This is a genomic window from Telluria aromaticivorans, assembly GCF_013003915.1.
Taxonomy (GTDB): domain Bacteria; phylum Pseudomonadota; class Gammaproteobacteria; order Burkholderiales; family Burkholderiaceae_D; genus Telluria; species Telluria aromaticivorans.
Genome location: NZ_JABAIV010000004.1, coordinates 275,367 through 294,462, shown reverse-complemented (window position 1 = coordinate 294,462; position 19,096 = coordinate 275,367). Strand labels below are relative to the sequence as shown.

Sequence of the window (19,096 nt, the reverse complement as noted above, 5' to 3'; positions counted from 1 at the left end):
GTGATAGTTGGGATTTGAGGAGCCGCGCAGGCAGAATCACCGTGATTTGAACGCGCGGGCGGGAGACCCGCCCACCCTACGACATCATCCGACGACTGGCAGCGCCGTGGTCTCCTTAATCCTCTGCAAGGCAAAGCTCGACTTCACATCCAGCACCGCCGGATGCTTGAGCAGCGTCCCCATCATGAAGCGCGAGAAGTGGTCCATGTCTTCGACGTGCACCCGCAGCAGGAAGTCCATCTCCCCGGTCATCGCATAGCAGGCCACCACTTCCGGCCAGGTGCCCACCGACACCGCGAAATCGTTGCGTGGCGAGGTCGCCGGCAGGCCCGGCGTGCCGCGCGCGCCACCCGCCACTTCGCTGTGCTTTTCCAGCCGCACGTTCACATAGGCCAGCAGGCCGAGGCCGATCTTGTCCGGGTCGACCAGCGCCACGTACTGGCGGATCACGCCAGCCTCTTCCAGGCGCTTGATGCGGCGCAGGCAGGGCGAGGGCGACAGGTTGACGCGCTCGGCCACGTCCTGGTTGGACAGCCGTCCGTCCGACTGCAGGACCGCCAGGATTTTGCGGTCGGTCTTGTCGAGCTCGATTTTTGACATGATTTCCTCGGTGAATTCGCGAACCCGGCAATTTTATTGCGCAAATCATCTGGCGGGGTGAATTGTTTGGAATTTAATGCCGGAAGGGCAGGACTATACTGTGCGCCATACGGGAGGAGGCTGGCCCAGCCCAGCCGCGCGTGCCATGACGACCACCAAGAGTCCTCGGCCCGCGTCCTGAAGCCCCTAGCGAAAAAATACGGAGACACCGCATGAACGCACCCCTCGACCGCGCCAATTTTGCGCAGCCGCAGCACGACATCACCCTGGACGACAAGTGGACGCTCGAGCGCGGCCGTGCCTTCATGACCGGCACCCAGGCCCTGATCCGCCTGCCGATGCTGCAGCGCGAGCGCGACCTGAAAGCTGGCCTGAACACCGCCGGCTACATCACCGGCTACCGCGGCTCGCCGGTCACCGCCGTCGACCAGACCGCGATGAAGGCGAAGAAGCACCTCGACGCCCACCACGTCAAATTCCACCCGGGCATGAACGAAGACCTGGCGGCGACCGCCGTCTGGGGCACCCAGCAGACCAACCTCTACAAGGACGCGCTGTACGACGGCGTGTTTGCCATGTGGTACGGCAAGGGCCCGGGCGTGGACCGTTGCGGCGACGTGTTTAAACACGGCAATAACGCAGGTTCGGCCAAGAACGGCGGCGTGCTGGTGCTGGCTGGCGACGACCATGCGGCGAAATCCTCGTCCACCGCGCACCAGTCCGACCACATCCTGACCCACTGCGGCATCCCGGTGCTGTATCCGTCGTCGGTGCAGGAATACATCGACTACGGCCTGCACGCCTGGGCCATGAGCCGCTACACCGGCCTGTGGGTGTCGATGAAATGCGTTACCGACATCATCGAATCCGGCGCCGTGGTCGACCTCGACCCGGACCGCGTGCAGATTGCGCTACCGACCGATTTCGAAGTCCCGCAGGGCGGCCTGAACATCCGCTGGCCAGACGCCGTGCTGGACCAGGAAGTCCGCATGAGCAACTTCAAGTGGTATGCGGCTCTAGCCTACGCCCGCGCCAACAAGCTCAACAAGATCATCTGGGACGCCCCGCAGGCCAAGATCGGCATCATCACCGCCGGCAAGAGCTATGTCGACACGCGCCAGGCGCTGGCCGACCTCGGCATCGACGAGCAGGCGGCCCGCGACATCGGCCTGCGCCTGTACAAGGTCGGCATGACCTGGCCGCTCGAATCCGAAGGCGTGCACGAATTCGCGCGCGGCCTGGACGAGATCCTGGTGGTCGAAGAAAAGCGCCAGGTGATGGAATACGCACTGAAAGAAGCGCTGTACAACCTGCCGGATGCCCAGCGTCCGCGCGTGGTCGGCAAGTTCGACGACACCGGCGAGTGGAGCAACAAGGACCGCATGGGCCACGGCGACTGGCTGCTGCCGGCCACCTACGAGCTGAACCCGGCGCAAATTGCCCGCGCCATCGCCTCGCGCATCTCGCATTACTGCGCCGGCCATCCGGTCGAGCAGCGCGTGAAAGAGCGCATCGCCTTCCTCGAAGCCAAGGAACTGGTGCTGCGTAACATCCCGGCCAAGGCGAATCCGGAAACCGACCGCATTCCTTATTTCTGCTCGGGCTGCCCGCACAACAGCTCGACCAAGGTGCCGGAAGGCTCGCGCGCCATGGCCGGCATCGGCTGCCATTACATGGTGCTATGGATGGACCGCGAAACCTCCACCTTCACCCACATGGGCGCGGAAGGCACGACCTGGATCGGCCAGTCGCCGTTCACGAGTGAAAAACACGTGTTCGTGAACCTCGGTGACGGCACCTATTTCCACTCGGGCATCCTGGCGATCCGCGCAGCGGTGGCCGCGAAGGTGAACATCACCTACAAGATCCTGTACAACGACGCGGTCGCGATGACCGGCGGCCAAACCGTCGACGGACCGCTCGATCCGGGCATGATCACGCGCCAGATCGCCGCCGAAGGCGTAGGCCCGATCATCGTCGTCACCGACGAACCTGAAAAATACCCGGACGATTACGCCTGGGCCCCGGGCGTCACCGTGCGCCACCGTTCGGACCTGATGGACGTGCAGCGCGAACTGCGCGAACTGCCGGGCGTTACCGCCGTCATCTACGACCAGACCTGTGCGTCGGAAAAGCGCCGCCGCCGGAAAAAAGGCGAGTTCCCCGACCCGGCCAAGCGCGCCGTGATCAACGAGGCGGTCTGCGAAGGCTGCGGCGATTGCTCGGTGCAGTCGAACTGCCTGTCGGTCGAACCGCTGGAAACGGAATTGGGCCGCAAGCGCCAGATCAACCAGTCCTCGTGCAACAAGGACTTCTCTTGCGTGTCGGGTTTCTGCCCGAGCTTTGTGACCGTCGAAGGCGGTGGCCTGAAGAAGCCGAAGAAGGCTGCGACTTCCGAGGCCACTCCGCCCGTGTTGCCTGAGCCAATCGTCCCGCAGATCGCCGCGCCGTTCGGCATCCTGGTCGCCGGCGTCGGCGGCACCGGCGTGGTCACCGTCGGCCAGATCCTGGCCGTGGCGGCCCACGTCGAAGGCAAGGGCGCGATCGTGCTCGACCAATCCGGCCTGGCCCAGAAGGGCGGCCCGGTGATGTCGCACGTGCGCCTGGCCGAAAAACAGTCGGACCTGCACTCGACCCGCGTCGGCACCGGCAGCGCCGATCTCGTGATCGGCTGCGACCAGATCGTCGCCGCCAGCCGCGATGCCCTGAGCCGCATGGGCGAAGGCCGTACCTGGGCTGCCGTCAATTCGACCGGCGCCACCACCGCCGCCTTCGTGAAGAACCCGGACTGGCAGTTCCCGGGCGAAGGCTCGCGCGGCGCCATCCTGCAGGCCTGCGGCGCATCGAACGTGGACTTCGTCGACGCCGGCCAGATCGCCACCGCCCTGATGGGCGACTCGATCGCGACCAACATGTTCATGCTGGGTTACGCTTTCCAGAAGGGCCATGTGCCGCTGCTCGAATCCTCGCTGATGAAGGCGATCGAACTCAATGGCGTGTCGGTGCCGTTCAATAAGGCTGCCTTCAACTGGGGCCGCACCGCGGCGCACGACCTGGCCTCGGTCAAGAAGCTGACCACCCCGGCCCAGGTCATCGAGTTCAAGCGCACACAGAGCCTGGATGACGTGATTGCCCGCCGTGTCGAACTGCTGACCGCTTACCAGAACGCCGCCTACGCCGCCCAGTACAAGGCCTTCGTGGACCAGGTGCGCGCCGAAGAAGCGAAGTTGGGCAAAGGCACCCGCATGGCCGAAGCCGTGGCGCGCTATTTCTACAAGCTGATGGCCTACAAGGACGAGTACGAAGTCGCCCGCCTGCATACCGATCCGGCCTTCAAGGAAAAGATCGCCAACATGTTCGAAGGCGACATCAAGATCAAGTACCACCTGGCGCCGCCGCTGCTGGCCAGGCATGACAAGGAAGGCCGCGCGATCAAGCAGGAATTCGGTTCGTGGATGATGGGCGCCTTCGGTGTACTGGCCAAGCTCAAGGGCCTGCGCGGTACGCCGTTCGACATCTTCGGCTATACCGCCGAGCGCCGCACCGAGCGTGCGCTGATCGGTGAATACCGCAAGACGGTCGAAGCGCTGCTGCCGAATCTCACGCCTGAAAACCTGGCGCAGGCGGTGGCGATTGCCAGCATCCCGGAAGACATCCGCGGCTACGGCCACGTGAAGGAGCGCCACCTGGTGACGGCCAAGCAGAAGGAAGCGGCGCTGCTGGCCGCCTTCCACGCTCCGCTTGGCGCCGCACCGCGCGCCGCCTGATCGTCGTTCGATGACAGCTTGATATCAGCTTGATGTCAGCTTGATATGGCCGGCCCGCCGGTTCGTATCAAGCTGATATTCCCTCTAGCATTTCTTGTTGTTCCTCAGCCCCGGCTGTTACAGTTGGTTGCACTCCAGGCCGGTGGCCGCGTCTATAATCGGGCGCATGACATCGCCTTCCGCCCCTGGTCGCGTGACGACCGCTCCCCGCCTTCGCCTGGTTGCTTCCCTGCTCGCTGCAAGCGTCGTCTTCGCCGGTTGCGGCGGCGGCGGCGGTTCGCCCGGGGTCGGCATCCGTCCCGACCAGTCGTCGCAGCAGCCGCCCCCGACCACGCCCCCGGTGACACCGCCGGCGCCCACGCCTGTCGGGCAGACCGCGGCCGACATCGATGCCGGCACGCTGGGCGACGCCTTCCAGTACTGGAACAAGTGCGCCGCGCCGCGCACCGGCCTGGATTTCCAGGGCCGGGCTTTCCCGGACAAGCAGGGCACGCTGCTCGACGAGCTGAATTTCCTGCGCGCCTGGACCCACCGTTACTACCTCTGGTACAACGAAGTCCCGAACACCTACAAGATGGCCGACTTCACCAATGCCATCGACTATTTCAACGTGCTCAAGACCCCGGCCCTGACCGAATCGGGCGCGGCCAAGGACCGCTATCACTTCACCTACGCCACCGAGGAGTGGGAGAAGATGACCACGGCCGGCCTCGACCTGGGCTATGGCATCACCTTCAAGCGCAACACCGGTGCCAACATCCCGCGCACCTGGCTGGTCACGCTGGTCGAGCCGGGTTCGCCGGGCGCGGCCGCCGGCCTGCAGCGCGGCGACATGCTGACCCGCGTCGACGGGATCGATTTCGTCAACGCGGGCGAGGCCGACCTGGTCCGCCGCATCAACCTCGGCCTGTTCCCGGAAACGGCGGGCACGCCGCACAGCTTCAGCTTCCAGCGCGGTGGCATCAGCTTCGACGTGACGATGACGGCCCTTGAGGTGAGCGTCCAGCCGGTGAAGAACGTGAAGGTGCTCGACACCCCGACCGGCAAGGTCGGCTACCTGAGCTTCGAAACCTTCAACGCGGTGTCGGAACGCCAGCTGGTGGATGCCTTCACCACCCTCAAGGCGTCGGCGGTGACTGACCTGGTGCTCGATTTGCGCTACAACGGCGGCGGCCTGCTCTACGTCGCCAGCGAGCTGTCGTACATGATCGCCGGCCCGGATGCGACCCGCGGCAAGGTCTTCGAGCGCCAGCAGTACAACGACAAGACCGCGCCGCAGGATCCGATCATGTTCATGTCCACGGCCTACGGTTTCAGTTCGCCAAACCCGGTGCGCTCCGGCACGCCGTTGCCGACCCTGGGCCTGCGGCGCGTCACCATCCTGACCACCTCGGGCAGCTGCTCCGCCAGCGAAGCGGTGATCAACGGGCTGCGCGGCGCCGACATCGAAGTCAACCTGATCGGCGGCCAGACCTGCGGCAAGCCTTACGGCTTCACGCCGATCCCGAACTGCGGGACCACCTATTTCTCGATCGAGTTCAAGGGCGTGAACAACAAGGGCTTCGGCGACTTCCCGGACGGCCTGGCGCCGACCTGCCAGGTGGCCGACGACCTGTCGCGTCCAGTCGGCGACCCCGCCGAAGGCCTGCTGGCCGCCGCACTGGCCTACCGCCAGACCGGCACCTGCCCGACCTCGAGCGCCCGCGCCCGCAGCGTGCCGATGGAGATCGTGCGTCCGCAAGTGAAGGAAATCTCGATCTATACCAGGCCGCGCCAGTAATTTTTGCAGCCCTGGTAACCGGCCCGGCCAGCGCAAGCTGCCGGGCCGATTTCATTCTGGAAACGGGTCTATAATCGTCGGCTTTGTCACCTGAACAATTGCCGGAGCTTTCCTCGATGATCCGTCCCGCCTTACTGCTGGCCCTGCTGGCTGCCGTCCCACTCTCCCATGCCGCGCCGAAGCTGACGACCGTTTCGGAACGCTCGGGCTTCCAGGCCACCGGCCGCTACGATGAAGTCATTGCCCTGTGTGGCGACTTCCAGAAGGCCTATCCGAAACAGGTGAAATGCATCGAGTTCGGCCGCACGCCGGAAGGCCGCCCGATGATGGCGCTGGTCGCCTCGAATACCGGCGCCTTCACCGCGCAGGCTGCGAAGAAGCAGGGACTGCCGGTCACGCTGATCCAGGGCGGCATCCACGCCGGCGAGATCGACGGCAAGGACGCCGGCTTCCTGGCGCTGCGTGAAACCCTTGCCGGCAAGCTCGCCAAGGGCGCGCTCGACAAGCAGGTGCTGGTCTTCGTCCCGGTGTTCAACGTCGATGGCCACGAGCGCTTCGGCAAATGGAACCGCCCGAACCAGCGCGGCCCGGTCGAAATGGGCTGGCGCACCACGGCGCAGAACTTCAATTTGAACCGCGACTATGTAAAAGCCGACGCGCCGGAAATGCAGGCGATGCTGAAGCTCGTGAACGCCTGGGACCCGCTGACCTATGTCGACCTGCACGTGACCGATGGCGCCAAGTTCCAGCACGACGTGTCGATCCAGGTCGAGCCGGTGTATTCGGGCGATCCGGTCTTCCGCGCGGCCGGCCTGGCGCTGCGCACCAATGTGATTGCCGACATCGCCAGGCAGGGCTCGACGCCGCAGTCCTACTACATGTCCTTCGCCAAGACCGACGACCCGCAATCGGGCTTCATCGACGGCACCTCGGATCCGCGCTTCTCGACCGGCTACTTCCCGCTGCGTAACCGCATGGCGATGCTGGTCGAGACCCACTCCTGGAAGGATTACCCGACCCGCGTGCGCGTCACCCACAACAGCGTGATCTCGGTGCTGGAACAGGTCGCGAAGCATGGCAAGCAATGGCAGCAGGCCGCGCTGGCCGCGGATGCCCGCGCAATGAAGCTGGCCGGCACGCCAGTGGCGCTGACCTACCGCACCACCGACAAGACCCAGATGGTCGACTTCCAGGGCTACGAGTACACCCGCACGCCGTCCGAGGTGTCGGGCATCCTGATGACGCGCTATGACGAAAGCAAGCCGCAAGTCTGGCGCGTGCCGCTGCGCGAAGAAGTCGTGGCCGACCGCCAGGTGAGCGCACCGCGCGCCGGCTACATCGTGCCGGCAGCCTATGCCGACATCGTCGCGGCCAAGCTGGCGCTGCACGGCATCGCTTTCCGCAAGCTGGACAAGGCGGTTCCGCAAGCGCAGGTCGAGACCTTCCGCGCCGACAAGGCGATCTTCGGCGCGACCTCGTTCGAATCGCACCAGCGCCTGACGCTGGAAGGCGCCTGGAAGGGCGAGCCGCGGATGGTGGCGCGCGGTTCGCTGTTCGTGCCGGTGGCGCAGCCGAAAGCGCGCCTGGTGGTGGCGATGCTGGAGCCGCAGGCGCCGGACTCGCTGCTGGCCTGGGGCTTCTTCAACAACGCCTACGAGCGCAAGGAATACATGGAAGAGTACGTGGCGGAAGACGTGGCGCGCGCGCAGATGGCGGCCGACCCGGCAGTGGCTGCGGAGTTCAAGCGCCGCGTCGAGAGCGATCCAGCGTTTGCGAAGAATGCGCAGGCGAGGCTGGAGTTCTTTGCGAAGCGCCACGAGTCGTGGGATGAGCGCTTTAACCTGTATCCGGTGCTGAGGACGGATGTGGCGCCCTGACGGGGCCCTCACCTTGCGCCATGGTTGCGGCCTCGCCGTCCTGAAGGCAGTTTCCGCGTGGGCGGAAACCGAACATTGTCCGTGTTCGCGCTTTGCTCTGGCGCTGGTGCTATGGGTACAAACCGGGATGCCTACCTGCATAGGGCTGAGGTTCAAGTGCTCCCATGTTCCGCCTGGAGCAGCAAGAATGCCACGGCGACCAGATAGCTGGTAAAGGTGAGCGCCATTCCTGTCACACGGAAGGTGAAGACTTCCGCTTCTTTCGACAAGCCGAACGCATGGATGAGACGGGAAACCAGCAGCAGGATGCCGAGACCGTGAACGAGCAAGTCGGGTGCCCCGGAAAATTCGCAAGCTGCAATGAGCAGCAGGCCGATGGGGGTGTATTCGGCGAAGTTGCCGTGGACTCGCATGGCGCGGAGCATGGCGGTATTGCCGCCATCGCCAACGGGGATGTGCAGGCGGCGCCTGTACCGCAAAGTACGCACGCTTAATACAAAAAAGAACAAAGCCAGCAGCGCTGTATAGATAGGCCAGATCACGACTTACCTCCTGTGAGCATGCATACGACGATGGGACAGGATCAGACTGGCCTTGGCAAAAGCCGCACTGGATACATTACATGAAGATCAGTCACTTTCCTACGCCGCGGACAGCTCCCCAAGGTTCATTCGAGGTTCAGGTACGCGACGTCCCGCTCACGGAGTCGTAAACAGCACGGTATTGACGCCACCCGCCCCCGGCGTCAGCTGGTAAAGCCGGTCATACTCCTTATCCCCGATATCGGCCCCCGGCGCCCCGCCGAACAGGCGCACCAGCTCGGGCAGCGTATTCGAATGTCCCACCACCAGCACTGCACCACTCAAGCCCTTCACCTTCTCCACCAGCGCCTTTGGATTGCGCGGATCGTAGACTTGCACGGTCAATCCGGTCTTCTGCGCCAGCGGCTCCGCAGTCTGGCGCGTGCGGTTGGTCGGCGTGCTGAAGATATGGGTGATCCCAACCCGGTGCAGCAGGATGCTCACGTGCTGCGCCCGGGCCCGGCCCTGCGGGGTCAGGTCCGGATCGCCGTTTTCGCTCATCTTTTCCCCATGCCGCAGCAGGTAGATCGCGCTGGGTTCGGCCATCGCTGCTGCGCAGGGCACGAGCATGGCGCAGGCCAGGGAGAGTTGTCGGAACAGGCGGGCAGGCAGTCTCATTGGCATCCTCTTGTAGGTGAGCGGGACGAAAAAAAGGCAGGGTAGCATGCCCCTGCCTTATTGCTACAGCCTCCGCTATGGGTATGTCCGTGGTCGACGCGGGACGGGAAACTTAATTCAGGGCGGCCGGCTTGATTCGGCGGCGCAAGGCTGCTGCGCACAGGCCGGCGCCAAACAGCGCCAGGGTTGCCGGCTCCGGCACTTCGCCGGGCGCCATCACGCTGGTGCCGTCGCCGCTGAAACCCTTGCTGCCGAAGTCGTTTGCCTGGACTGTGGGCGCGTAGGCATTGCAGTCGCTGGAAACGGTAGCGCCGTTCATGGTGACCGCGCCACCCAGCGCGAACGCGCGTCCGCATGTGATGCCGGCGGCCGACGCGAAGCTCACGCTTTGCAGGGCCAGGATATTTCCTGCAAACGCCGTATTTTCCCCCAGCGTCGCCGAGCTGCCAACCTGGAAATAGATCCCGTTGCTGCTGGTACCGTTGAGCACGTTCACGACGGCATTCGATGCCGTGGTCAGCGCGCTGCCGATCTGGAAAACGACAATGCCGTTCGGATCGTTGGCGAAATCGATCGTCATCGTGCCGGTCAGCGCTGCCGCTGCGGAGAATCGGTACACGCCCGCAGTGAAGCTGCCGGTGCTGCCGAGGTCCTGGCCGCTCAGGTCGGTGCCGCCGGTGAGGCTGGCCAGCCGGCCGTAAGCGGCGTTCGCATCGGCGTAGGCCCGGATCGCGGTGGCGTCGGCCTGATGGCGGGCGCCACCGCTCGCGAAGTTGACCTGGCCGGTGCCGGCGAAGGCCGAGCCAGGCGCGACGCCCAGGTTGCCCTGCAGCGTATTGATATTGGTATAGGTGACCGACTGGGCGCCGAGGACGGCAAATTGCTGTGCTTCGCCCAGGAGCGGGATGACGCCGGCAGCGGCCCCGCCGCAGGACAGGGCCAGCACCAGTGGGAGTAGCAATGTTCGAGTGCGCATGTGTTCTTTCGATTGGGCGCGTATGTACACATACGCAAGTTATATTATCGACAATATCACGCCAGGACGGCCACACGTGCCGCCGGCTGTGATATTGCGTGCAATATGCCCAATCTACTTCTGCATGCCAGCCCATACCCGGGCGTGGCAGCTAACCCGCCCTGGGGGAGGGCAGCCTGCCTACAGTTGCTGCAGCGAGATGATGCCGGGTGTCGGCGTCGAACAAGGTTCTTCATCAAACGCGATATCCCCCAGCGGATTGGGCACGCCATCGGTCTTCAGGTCCATGAACCCGAACAGGTCGCGGTCCTGAAGGTGCGACGGCACCACGGTCGACAGCGACGAGAAAATGTTGTCCACGCGCCCCGGATTCGTTTTTTCCCATCCGCGCAGCATGTTCTTGATCTGCTTGCGCTGCAGGTTTTCCTGCGAGCCGCACAAATCGCAGGGGATGATCGGGAAGCCCTTCACTTCGGCATAGCGTTCGGTGTCGGCTTCTTTCACATAGGCCAGCGGGCGGATCACCATGTGCTTGCCGTCGTCCGACACCAGCTTGGCCGGCATGCCCTTCAGCTTCCCGCCGAAGAACATGTTCAGGAAGAAGGTCTCGAGGATGTCGTCGCGGTGGTGGCCGAGGGCGATCTTGTTGCAGCCCAGCTCGTCCGCCACGCGGTACAGGATGCCGCGGCGCAGGCGCGAGCACAGCGAACAGGTGGTCTTGCCTTCCGGGATCAGGCGCTTGACGATACTGTAGGTGTCCTGGTTTTCGATGTGGTAGTCCACGCCGAGCTTGTCCAGGTAGGCCGGCAGGATGTCGGCCGGGAAGTTCGGCTGCTTCTGGTCGAGGTTCACGGCGACGATGTCGAAGTGGATCGGCGCGCGCTCGCGCAGGGTCAGCAGGATGTCCAGCAGCGCATAGCTGTCCTTGCCGCCCGACAGGCAGACCATCACCTTGTCGCCGTCTTCGATCATGTTGAAGTCGCCGATCGCCTGGCCCACCAGGCGGCACAGGCGCTTGTGCAGCTTGTTGTTCTCGTGCGCGATCTTCTCCATCGTCTTGGCGCTGGTTCCAACGCCTGCGCCCATCTGGTCGAGGTCTGCTTCGCTCATGCTTCTTCCTTCATCTGGAACACTTCGCAGCCCACGCCTTCGCAGTCCGGATACACGTCCGGCTTCATGGTCGAGACGCGCGCGGCGCGTACGCGCGGGTGCGTCAGCATCGCCTTCACCACGTCGTCGCACAGGGTTTCCTGCAGGTGGATATGGCCCTTGGACACGCGCTTGGCGATGGTGTCGCGCATGAAGTCGTAGTCGACCACTTCCGACAGCTGGTCGGCCTTCGGGGTCGATTGCTCGAGCGGGATGTACAGGTCGACGTTGATCAGGACGCGCTGTTCCGCCTTCTTCTCGAAGTCATGCACGCCGATATTGATCATCACTTCGTAATTGCGCAGGAACAGCCGGCGGCAATCGCGCAAGCTCGGGTGGGTCAGGGCGGACAGCATAATAAAGCCTTATGAATGGTTACTTTTTGGTTCGGTCAGGAACATCACGTCGCGGTTCGACGGCACCAGGTGCTGGCCGCCGTCGACCAGCAGCGTGGTGCCGGTAAGGGCGCGTGCGCCGGCCGCGTAGACGACGGCGTCGGCGATGTCCTGCGGGGTCGAAGAGCGCCCCAGCGGCGTCTGCCGATGCGCCTGCGCGAAGCCTTCCTCGGTCTGCTCGCCCGACACCATCGTGATGCCGGGCGCCACGCCGACCACGCGCACCCTTGGGGCCAGCGCCTGCGCCAGCATCGTGGTGGCCGCATGCAGCGCCGCTTTCGACAGCGTGTACGACAGAAAATCCGGGTTGAGATTGTACAGTTTCTGGTCCAGCAGGTTGATGACGACCGCCTGGCTACCTGCAGGTGTTGCAGCATGCAGGGCCTGCGCCAGCAGCAGCGGCGCAGCGACATTCGCTCCCATATGGGTGACCAGCAGGGCCGGGGAGAAGCCGGTCGCACTGTCGTATTCAAACAACGATGCATTATTGACCACGCAGCTGACCGCGCCCAGTTCCTCGGCCACGCGGCCCGGCAGCGCGCGCACGGCGGCTTCATCGAGCAGGTCGCACTGGACCAGCGCGGCGCGCCGGCCAAGGGCGCGGATCGCGTCCGCCGTCTCGCGGGCGTCGCCTTCCGAATGGCGGTAATGGACGGCCACGTCCCAGCCGGCGGCGGCCAGGCCGAGCGCGATCGCGCGGCCCAGGCGCCGGCCGGCGCCGGTCACGAGCGCGACCTTTGGGGTAGCAGGGGCGGAATCCGTCATCGTTGGTCTGTAGAGCGGCTGAATGGTTGATAAGGGCTGATTTCGCTACAATGCGCGCATGTCCCTGCCCGCACCCGCTCCCGACGCCCTCGCAGCGTCCCAATCCCTGCAACAACTGATCGCCCTCGAGATCGAACAGCTCGGCGGGGCGATGGCGTTTTCACGGTTCATGGAACTGGCGCTGTATGCGCCCAGGCTCGGGTATTACAGCGGCGGTGCATCGAAGCTCGGCGCGAGCGGCGATTTCACGACTGCGCCGGAGATCTCGCCCCTGTTCGGGGCCAGCTTGGGGCGCGCGGCAGCCGCTATTATCGCGCAAAGCGCGCCCGACATCATCGAATTCGGCGCCGGCACCGGCAAGCTGGCGCGCGACGTGCTCACCGCGCTCGCGCGCATGGGCGTGACGGTCAACTCCTATACCATCATTGAATTGTCCGGCGAACTGCGCGCGCGCCAGCAGGAAGCCCTGAAGGATTTGCCGCAAGTGCGCTGGGTCGATGGCTTCCCGGACAGCTTCAGCGGCGTGGTGCTGGCCAACGAAGTGCTCGACGCCATGCCGGTCGAGCTGGTCATCCGCAAGGACGGTACTTGGGCCCGCCAGATGGTGACGGTGGAAGAGGGCGAATTCGCTTTTATCCAGCAGCCGCTGCCCGAGCAACTGGCGCTTCAGGTCTTGCGCCAGATCCCGGATGCCGACCACCTGCCCGAAGGCTATGTCACCGAAATCCACCCGGTGGCCGAAGGCTTCATGGCCTCGCTGGCCGGCATGATGAAGAACGGCCGCGGCGCCGCCATCCTGCTCGACTACGGCTTCCCGGCGCGCGAATTCTATGTCGACCAGCGCACGGGCGGCACCTTGATGTGCCATTACCGCCACCATGCCCACCCGGATCCCTTCTATTTGCCGGGCCTGCAGGACATTACCGCCCACATCGACTTTACCGCGATGGCGCTGGCTTCCCAGGATGCCGGCCTGCCGGTGCTGGCCTATATGAACCAGGCCTCCTTCCTGCTGGCCTGCGGCATCGGCGACCTGCTGCTCGAGACGGATCCGCAGGATGCCCTGCGTTATTTGCCCCAGGCCAGGGCGATGCAGAAGCTGGTGTCGCCGGCCGAAATGGGCGAACTGTTCAAGGTGCTGGTGGTCGGGCAGGGCGTCGATTTGCCAGACGCAATCGTGCAGGCAGACCGTACCCACCGCCTGTAGAATTTTTGACATCTTGCGCTCTGGATACAAATCCGGCTAAGCTGTACCACCCTGCGCCGGGGCTGGCGACCGGATCGGCTGTAGAATCTGCTTAAAGATCGACACGGCGAGAACAGCACGCACACGAGACACCATGGCCAAGATCCACACCCACTATGACAACCTGAAGGTCGCGCGCGGCGCGCCGGGGGAAGTCGTGCGTGCGGCATACAAGGCCCTCAGCCAGAAATACCATCCCGACAAGAATCCGGGCGACGAAAAGGCCGCCCGCATCATGGCGATCGTCAACACCGCCTATAACACCCTGTCCGACCCGGTGCGCCGCAAGGAGCATGACGAATGGATCGCGTCCGAGGAATGGGAAGTCGAGTGGCTCGAAAGCAGCGGCGCCGAGGACGGCGCCCCCCGCACCCGCCCTGACAGCTGGGAGCCGCGTGCGCCGGAAGCGCGTCCGCGCGCCCGCCTGCTGCGCGATCCGCGCTGGTGGCTGGGCCTGGCGAGCTGTTTCGTGGCCGGGGCCGCCGCTGCCTTCTTCCTGGTGGAGCCGCCGCGCGCCAAGCTGCCGGCCGCGCTGGCCTGGGCCGGCAAGCCCGATCCGGTGGCAGTCGAACGTACCGACCGCCCCGACCGTCCGGACGAACTCGGCACCGATGCCAGCACCGAAGGCTGGGCGCGCCGCTTCGGCGGCGAGGGATCGGCGCCGCCGCCCGAGATCAAGGCACTGGCCGTGACCCAGCTGGTGGTGCCGGCCCATGCCCCCGACTGCGGCACCGACCTGCAGACCCTGAACGCCCCAAGCGGCGATCCGTGGCCCGCCGAATCCGGCTACCTGCCTGGCTACCCCTACGGCAATGGCGGCAGCGAGATGCAGGTCCTGGTCGACAACAGCGCGAATGCCTCGCCGATCTTCGTCAAGCTGTACGACCTCGACCGCCGTTCGAACGTGCGCCACGCCTACGTCCAGCCGCAAGCGACTTTCCTGATCGACAAGCTCACCGCAGGCAAGTACGAAGTCCGTTACCAGAACATCATCGTTGGCGGCCCCAAGTCCGAATGCGTGAACGGTCGCCGCGCGCCCCTGCGCCAGGCCGCCGCCTTCGCGCCATAAGCGCCCGGATGTAATGCCGAGAATCGTAGGGTGGGCAGGTTTTCCTGCCCACGCGGTGATCGTTGCGATATGAACTGGCGCACAGGCTGCAGCACCGTAATCTGAACGCGTGGGCAAGGTAATTCAGGCCAGTGGCCTGAATTACGAATTGCCCACCCTACGATTAAGCGACGGCTCTCAAAAGTGACCAGCCTTTGCCCCGGCTGTCGCATTTTCCCCGCACTTACCGCCGGTTAAAGCAGCGTCTTTACCCAATTCAACTATTTTGTTCCCCAGCCGTAATATACTGGACCAATGCAGCGTGCCCATGCAGCAGCTGCGCCACGCCCAACGCAGGCTAACGGAAACCTGGAATGAACGAACTGGAAGGCCTCACGGCCCTGATCATCGAGCCCCACGCGGGCATGCGTGCCAACGTGCACAGCATGCTGAACATGTGCGGCCTGACGAAAATCGAGCATGCCAGCTCGTCGAACCAGGCGGTCAAGCACCTGACCCTGCGCAGCTTCGACCTGATCCTGTGCGAATACGACCTCGAAGGCGGCCAGGACGGCCAGCAACTGCTGGAAGACGTGCGCCACCACAAGCTGATGCCGCTCGCGACCATGTTCTTCATGGTCACCGCCGAAGGCAACCACAGCAAGGTCGTCAGCGCGGCCGAGCTGGCGCCCACCGACTACGTCCTGAAACCATTCACCGCCGACCGCCTGCTCGAGCGCATCGCGCGTGCGCTCGACAAGCGCTCCGCCTTCATGCCGGTGTACACGCTGATGGAAGCGGGCGACCAGCGCGACGCGATCGAGGCCTGCATCAAAGGCGAGGCCCTGCATCCGCGCTACGCCGTCGACTTCTTGCGCCTGCGCGCCGAACTGCACATGTTCCTGGGCGAGCCTGAGCAGGCCGAGCCGATCTACCGCCAGCTGATCGAGGTCAAGGCGATCGCCTGGGCCCGCCTGGGCCTGGCCAAGACCCTGTTCCTGCGCAAGCAGTTCGACGAGGCCAAGGGCCTGCTGGAAGAGCTGGTCGACTCCAACAAGAACTTCGTCGACGCTTACGATTGGCTGGCGCGCACCCATTCGGCGGTCGGCGACCTCGCCAAATCGCAGGCCGTGCTGACCGAAGCGGTGGCGGTCTCGCCGCATGCCGTGCGCCGCCTGCGCACGCTGGGCGAGACGGCCTTCGAGGCGGGCGATACCGAGGCGGCCGAGAAGGCGCTCAAGCAGGTGGTGAACAAGGCCAAGTATTCCGAATTCCGCGATCCGGAAGACCACGTGCGGCTGGTGCGCACGCTGGTAAAAAAGGGCGACCCGGTCGCCGCGGCCGCCATGGTGCGCGACCTCGACCGCTCGATGGGCGGGCGCGCCAACACGGCCCTGTGCAGCGCGATCTCGTCGGCGATGCTGCATGAGTACACCGGCAACGAAGCGCGCCTGAACGAAGCCCTCACTTCCGCCCTGGGCGCCTGCAAGGATGCGCCGGCGCTCTCCAGCGACCTGAAGCTGGAACTGGCCCGTACCTGCCTGGAAAACAACATGGAAGAGGGCGGCGCCGACCTGGTGCGCGAAGTCATGCGCAACGCCTCGAACGATGCCGGCATGGCGCGCGCGATGGGGGTGTTAGAAAAAGCCGGCTTCCCGGACCTGGCGCGCACGCTGGCGCAGGAAAGCCGCCAGCACGTGGTCGACCTGGTGGCCGACGGCGCCGCGCGTGCCCGCAGCGGCGACTACAGCGGCGCCGTCACCATGATGCTGGAAGCAACTAGCAAGCTGCCGAACAATCCCTCGGTGGCCTTCAATGCCGCGCTGGCGGCACTGCGCTGCATCGAGCACGACGGCTGGGACGACAAGCTCGGCCAGCAGGTGACCGGCCTGATCGGCAACGTGCGCAAGCTCGACCCGGGCAATCCGAAGCTGGGCGCGCTGGCGGCGCTGCACCACCAGCTGCTCAAGAAATACGAACGCAATGCGCAAGGCCGTCCGGTGAAGCCGTCCACCCAGCCTGCGCCGGCGAAGACGGCTGGTTGATCGATGCATGAATCTGAATTGCCGCCGGAAGGCGTGACCCGCCGCGTGCGCGCCGCCCTGATGCACAAGGTCTGCGGCGACGAAGAGATGTTCGCGCTCGGCGCCTCGATCGCGCGCGTGGTCGAGATGGCATCGAGCGACGACCAGGGCACGCACGACCTCGCGTACTACGTGGTGTCCGACCCGGCGCTGACCCAGCGCATCCTGCGCCTGTCCAATACCATCCAGTACCGCACCATTTCCGGCACCGCGGTGACGACGATCTCGCGCGCGATCTCGCTGCTCGGCTTCGATAACGTCAAGACCACCGCGCTGGCGATGCTGCTGGTCGACGCCCTCGACAGCTCCGAGCATGCCGGCAGCGTGCGCATCGAACTGGAAGCGGCACTGTGCGCCAGCCTGGTGGGCCGCGAAATGGCGCGCCACAGTTTCTTCCAGGGCGCCGAGGAAGCGGCCATCTGCGCGCTGTTCAAGAACATCGGCCCGCTGCTGGTGGCCAGCCACGAGCACGACCGCTACCGCGAGATCGGCGCCCTGGTCCAGGGCGGCAAGCACACGGTCGGCCAGGCCTCCCAGATGATCCTGGGCGCCAGCTACGACATGCTGTCGCAGGCGGTGCTGGCCGAATGGAAAATCCCGGACGTCATCGTGCGCGCCCAGGCGGCCCTGCCGCCCACGGCAGTGCGGGTGGCGGCCAACCGCGGTGAATGGATGCGCCAGGTCGCTTCCTTCGGCCTCGACGTGGCGCGCCTGCTGGCAAAAACCCACGAGCCGGCCGGCACGCCGGAAGCGGTGGCGCTGCTGGGCCGCTATGGCGCCGCCCTCGACCTGGATAACGCGCGCATGGAGGCGCTGCTGGCGTCGGTGCAGGAAGGCATGCGCGGCCTGATGGAGAGCATGAACCTGAAGCCGGCGCCCAAGACCGAGGCCCAGAATGCGAAAGCTGGCTTGCCCAACGTACTGCTGCTGGCCACCCTGGATGCGGGCGAGGAAGAGCAGGGCGGTTTCCACCCGAGCGGCAAGCCGAGGAATGCCCGCGACCTGCTGCTGGCGGGCGTGCAGGACGTGACGCAGTTGCGCGCCTCTGGCCAGGGTACGCTCAACGACGTGGTGCTGGCCGTGCTCGAAACCCTGTTCGGCGCGCTGGGTTTTCGTTTCGCCACCGTTTGCCTGAAGGACGCCAGGTCCGGCCAGTTCCGCGCCCGCGTGGCGCTGGGCGAAGACAGCACCCGGCTGCAGGCCGGCTTCGCCTTCCCGGTGGCCACGGCACGCGACCTGTTCCACCTGGCCATGGACAACGACGCCGACCTGATGATCTCGGACGCCGCCAGCCCCAAGATCCGCGACCTGCTGCCCGACTGGCACCGCAAGCTGCTGCCCGACGCAAAAAGCTTCATCGTGCTGCCGCTGGTGGTGGGCAAGGCGCAGCTGGGCATGTTCTATGCCGACCGCACCATGGAAGCGCCGGAAGGCGTGCCGCCGGACGAGACGGCGCTGATCAAGGCGCTCAAGGGGCAGGTGCTGGCGGCGTTGGGGCAAGGCTAGGCACAGCCGCTGTTCGTAGGGTGGGCAGATTCTGCCCACGCATTCAAATCACGTTTGAAACCTGGCGGGCCGGTTCCATTGCCGGCTGAACACCCTGCACCCAACCCCTGCATGAAACGCCTTCACGGCCCTTCAATTGGCGGCTGAACGCGTGGGCAAGAAACTTGCCCGCCCTACGGGTAAACGATAATTTTTAGGCTACCCTGCAATTCCCACCAAATCACCCTTGTGGTTTTGCATCCTGCCCGTTACAATCACGCCCCGAAGCAACGCTGCTATGCGATGCAGACAAAGTCTGCGGAAGCATAGTTGACACTACGTTGGGCTTGCTTCATACTCTGCGGTTCTTCGCGGTGGGGTGGCCGAGTGGTTAAAGGCAGCAGACTGTAAATCTGCCCTCTCTGAGTACGCTGGTTCGAATCCAGCCCCCACCACCAAAAGAAGAGTCGTGAAGACGAATTGATAGTTGTGCCTCGCGGGTGTAGCTCAATGGTAGAGCAGAAGCCTTCCAAGCTTACGACGAGGGTTCGATTCCCTTCACCCGCTCCAGTGTTCGCGGTGTAAGTAGAAAACCGCAAAAACAAGCCCTTTTAGCTCAGTGGTAGAGCACTCCCTTGGTAAGGGAGAGGCCACGTGTTCAATCCACGTAAAGGGCACCAGAATTCAAAAAAACGGCAGTGCGCTGTACTGCCCGTCAGGTGTGC

At 64.7% G+C, this 19,096-nt stretch carries 14 protein-coding genes and 3 tRNA genes; 10 read left to right on the top strand and 7 right to left on the bottom strand.

All coding sequences use genetic code 11. From position 1 onward, the window contains the following. Nucleotides 1-84 precede the first annotated feature (84 nt). Nucleotides 85-600, bottom strand: coding sequence for an Lrp/AsnC family transcriptional regulator (locus tag HGB41_RS13895; RefSeq protein WP_091870301.1), 516 nt, complete (start codon nucleotides 598-600; stop codon nucleotides 85-87). Nucleotides 601-812: 212 nt separating this feature from the next. On the opposite strand from HGB41_RS13895, the gene HGB41_RS13890 reads away from it, so the two are divergent. From HGB41_RS13890 to HGB41_RS13880, 3 genes are all read left to right on the top strand, one after another. After that, complete coding sequence (locus HGB41_RS13890) at nucleotides 813-4,367, top strand: indolepyruvate ferredoxin oxidoreductase family protein (protein WP_171085327.1); 3,555 nt, start codon at nucleotides 813-815, stop codon at nucleotides 4,365-4,367. Between the two features lie 166 nt (nucleotides 4,368-4,533). Beyond that, entirely contained in the window at nucleotides 4,534-6,147 is a 1,614-nt protein-coding gene (locus HGB41_RS13885) for a S41 family peptidase (RefSeq protein WP_171085325.1), read from the top strand. Nucleotides 6,148-6,263: 116 nt separating this feature from the next. Beyond that, nucleotides 6,264-8,024: a M14 family metallopeptidase gene (locus HGB41_RS13880; protein ID WP_171085323.1), complete on the top strand. Its 1,761-nt coding sequence runs from the start codon at nucleotides 6,264-6,266 to the stop codon at nucleotides 8,022-8,024. A gap of 152 nt (nucleotides 8,025-8,176) precedes the next feature. Here HGB41_RS13880 and HGB41_RS13875 read toward each other — a convergent pair whose 3' ends face one another. The 6 genes from HGB41_RS13875 to HGB41_RS13850 all read right to left on the bottom strand — a co-directional run bounded on the left by HGB41_RS13875 (nucleotide 8,177) and on the right by HGB41_RS13850 (nucleotide 12,508). Continuing rightward, nucleotides 8,177-8,566, bottom strand: coding sequence for an MAPEG family protein (locus HGB41_RS13875; RefSeq protein ID WP_171085322.1), 390 nt, complete (start codon nucleotides 8,564-8,566; stop codon nucleotides 8,177-8,179). Between the two features lie 156 nt (nucleotides 8,567-8,722). Then, nucleotides 8,723-9,223, bottom strand: coding sequence for a SixA phosphatase family protein (locus HGB41_RS13870; protein ID WP_229423022.1), 501 nt, complete (start codon nucleotides 9,221-9,223; stop codon nucleotides 8,723-8,725). Nucleotides 9,224-9,335: 112 nt separating this feature from the next. Then, nucleotides 9,336-10,199, bottom strand: coding sequence for a DUF3494 domain-containing protein (locus HGB41_RS13865; protein ID WP_171085691.1), 864 nt, complete (start codon nucleotides 10,197-10,199; stop codon nucleotides 9,336-9,338). Between the two features lie 180 nt (nucleotides 10,200-10,379). Then, nucleotides 10,380-11,309, bottom strand: a complete 930-nt coding sequence (ttcA, locus tag HGB41_RS13860) for a tRNA 2-thiocytidine(32) synthetase TtcA (protein WP_171085320.1) — start codon at nucleotides 11,307-11,309, stop codon at nucleotides 10,380-10,382. Continuing rightward, on the bottom strand, nucleotides 11,306-11,704 hold the full coding sequence (locus HGB41_RS13855) for a dihydroneopterin aldolase (protein WP_171085318.1): 399 nt from the start codon (nucleotides 11,702-11,704) through the stop codon (nucleotides 11,306-11,308). Before HGB41_RS13855 ends, ttcA begins: the two co-directional genes overlap by 4 nt. Before the next feature lie 9 nt (nucleotides 11,705-11,713). Then, on the bottom strand, nucleotides 11,714-12,508 hold the full coding sequence (locus tag HGB41_RS13850; RefSeq protein ID WP_171085316.1) for an SDR family oxidoreductase: 795 nt from the start codon (nucleotides 12,506-12,508) through the stop codon (nucleotides 11,714-11,716). A gap of 58 nt (nucleotides 12,509-12,566) precedes the next feature. On the opposite strand from HGB41_RS13850, the gene HGB41_RS13845 reads away from it, so the two are divergent. From HGB41_RS13845 to HGB41_RS13815, 7 genes are all read left to right on the top strand, one after another. Further along, nucleotides 12,567-13,715: a class I SAM-dependent methyltransferase gene (locus HGB41_RS13845; RefSeq protein WP_171085313.1), complete on the top strand. Its 1,149-nt coding sequence runs from the start codon at nucleotides 12,567-12,569 to the stop codon at nucleotides 13,713-13,715. Between the two features lie 133 nt (nucleotides 13,716-13,848). After that, nucleotides 13,849-14,823 (top strand): J domain-containing protein, encoded by a 975-nt coding sequence (locus HGB41_RS13840; RefSeq protein WP_171085311.1) that lies wholly within the window; start codon nucleotides 13,849-13,851, stop codon nucleotides 14,821-14,823. A 353-nt stretch (nucleotides 14,824-15,176) separates the two neighbouring features. After that, the gene (locus HGB41_RS13835) at nucleotides 15,177-16,847 is read left to right on the top strand and encodes a response regulator (RefSeq protein ID WP_171085309.1); all 1,671 of its coding nucleotides are present in this window, start codon (nucleotides 15,177-15,179) and stop codon (nucleotides 16,845-16,847) included. 3 nt (nucleotides 16,848-16,850) lie between these two features. Further along, nucleotides 16,851-18,392: an HDOD domain-containing protein gene (locus HGB41_RS13830; RefSeq protein ID WP_171085307.1), complete on the top strand. Its 1,542-nt coding sequence runs from the start codon at nucleotides 16,851-16,853 to the stop codon at nucleotides 18,390-18,392. 352 nt (nucleotides 18,393-18,744) lie between these two features. Beyond that, nucleotides 18,745-18,829: transfer RNA gene (locus HGB41_RS13825), tRNA-Tyr, on the top strand. A 38-nt stretch (nucleotides 18,830-18,867) separates the two neighbouring features. Beyond that, nucleotides 18,868-18,941 (top strand) — tRNA-Gly (locus tag HGB41_RS13820). A gap of 35 nt (nucleotides 18,942-18,976) precedes the next feature. After that, nucleotides 18,977-19,051, top strand: a tRNA-Thr gene (locus HGB41_RS13815). The last annotated feature ends 45 nt before the right edge of the window (nucleotides 19,052-19,096 follow it).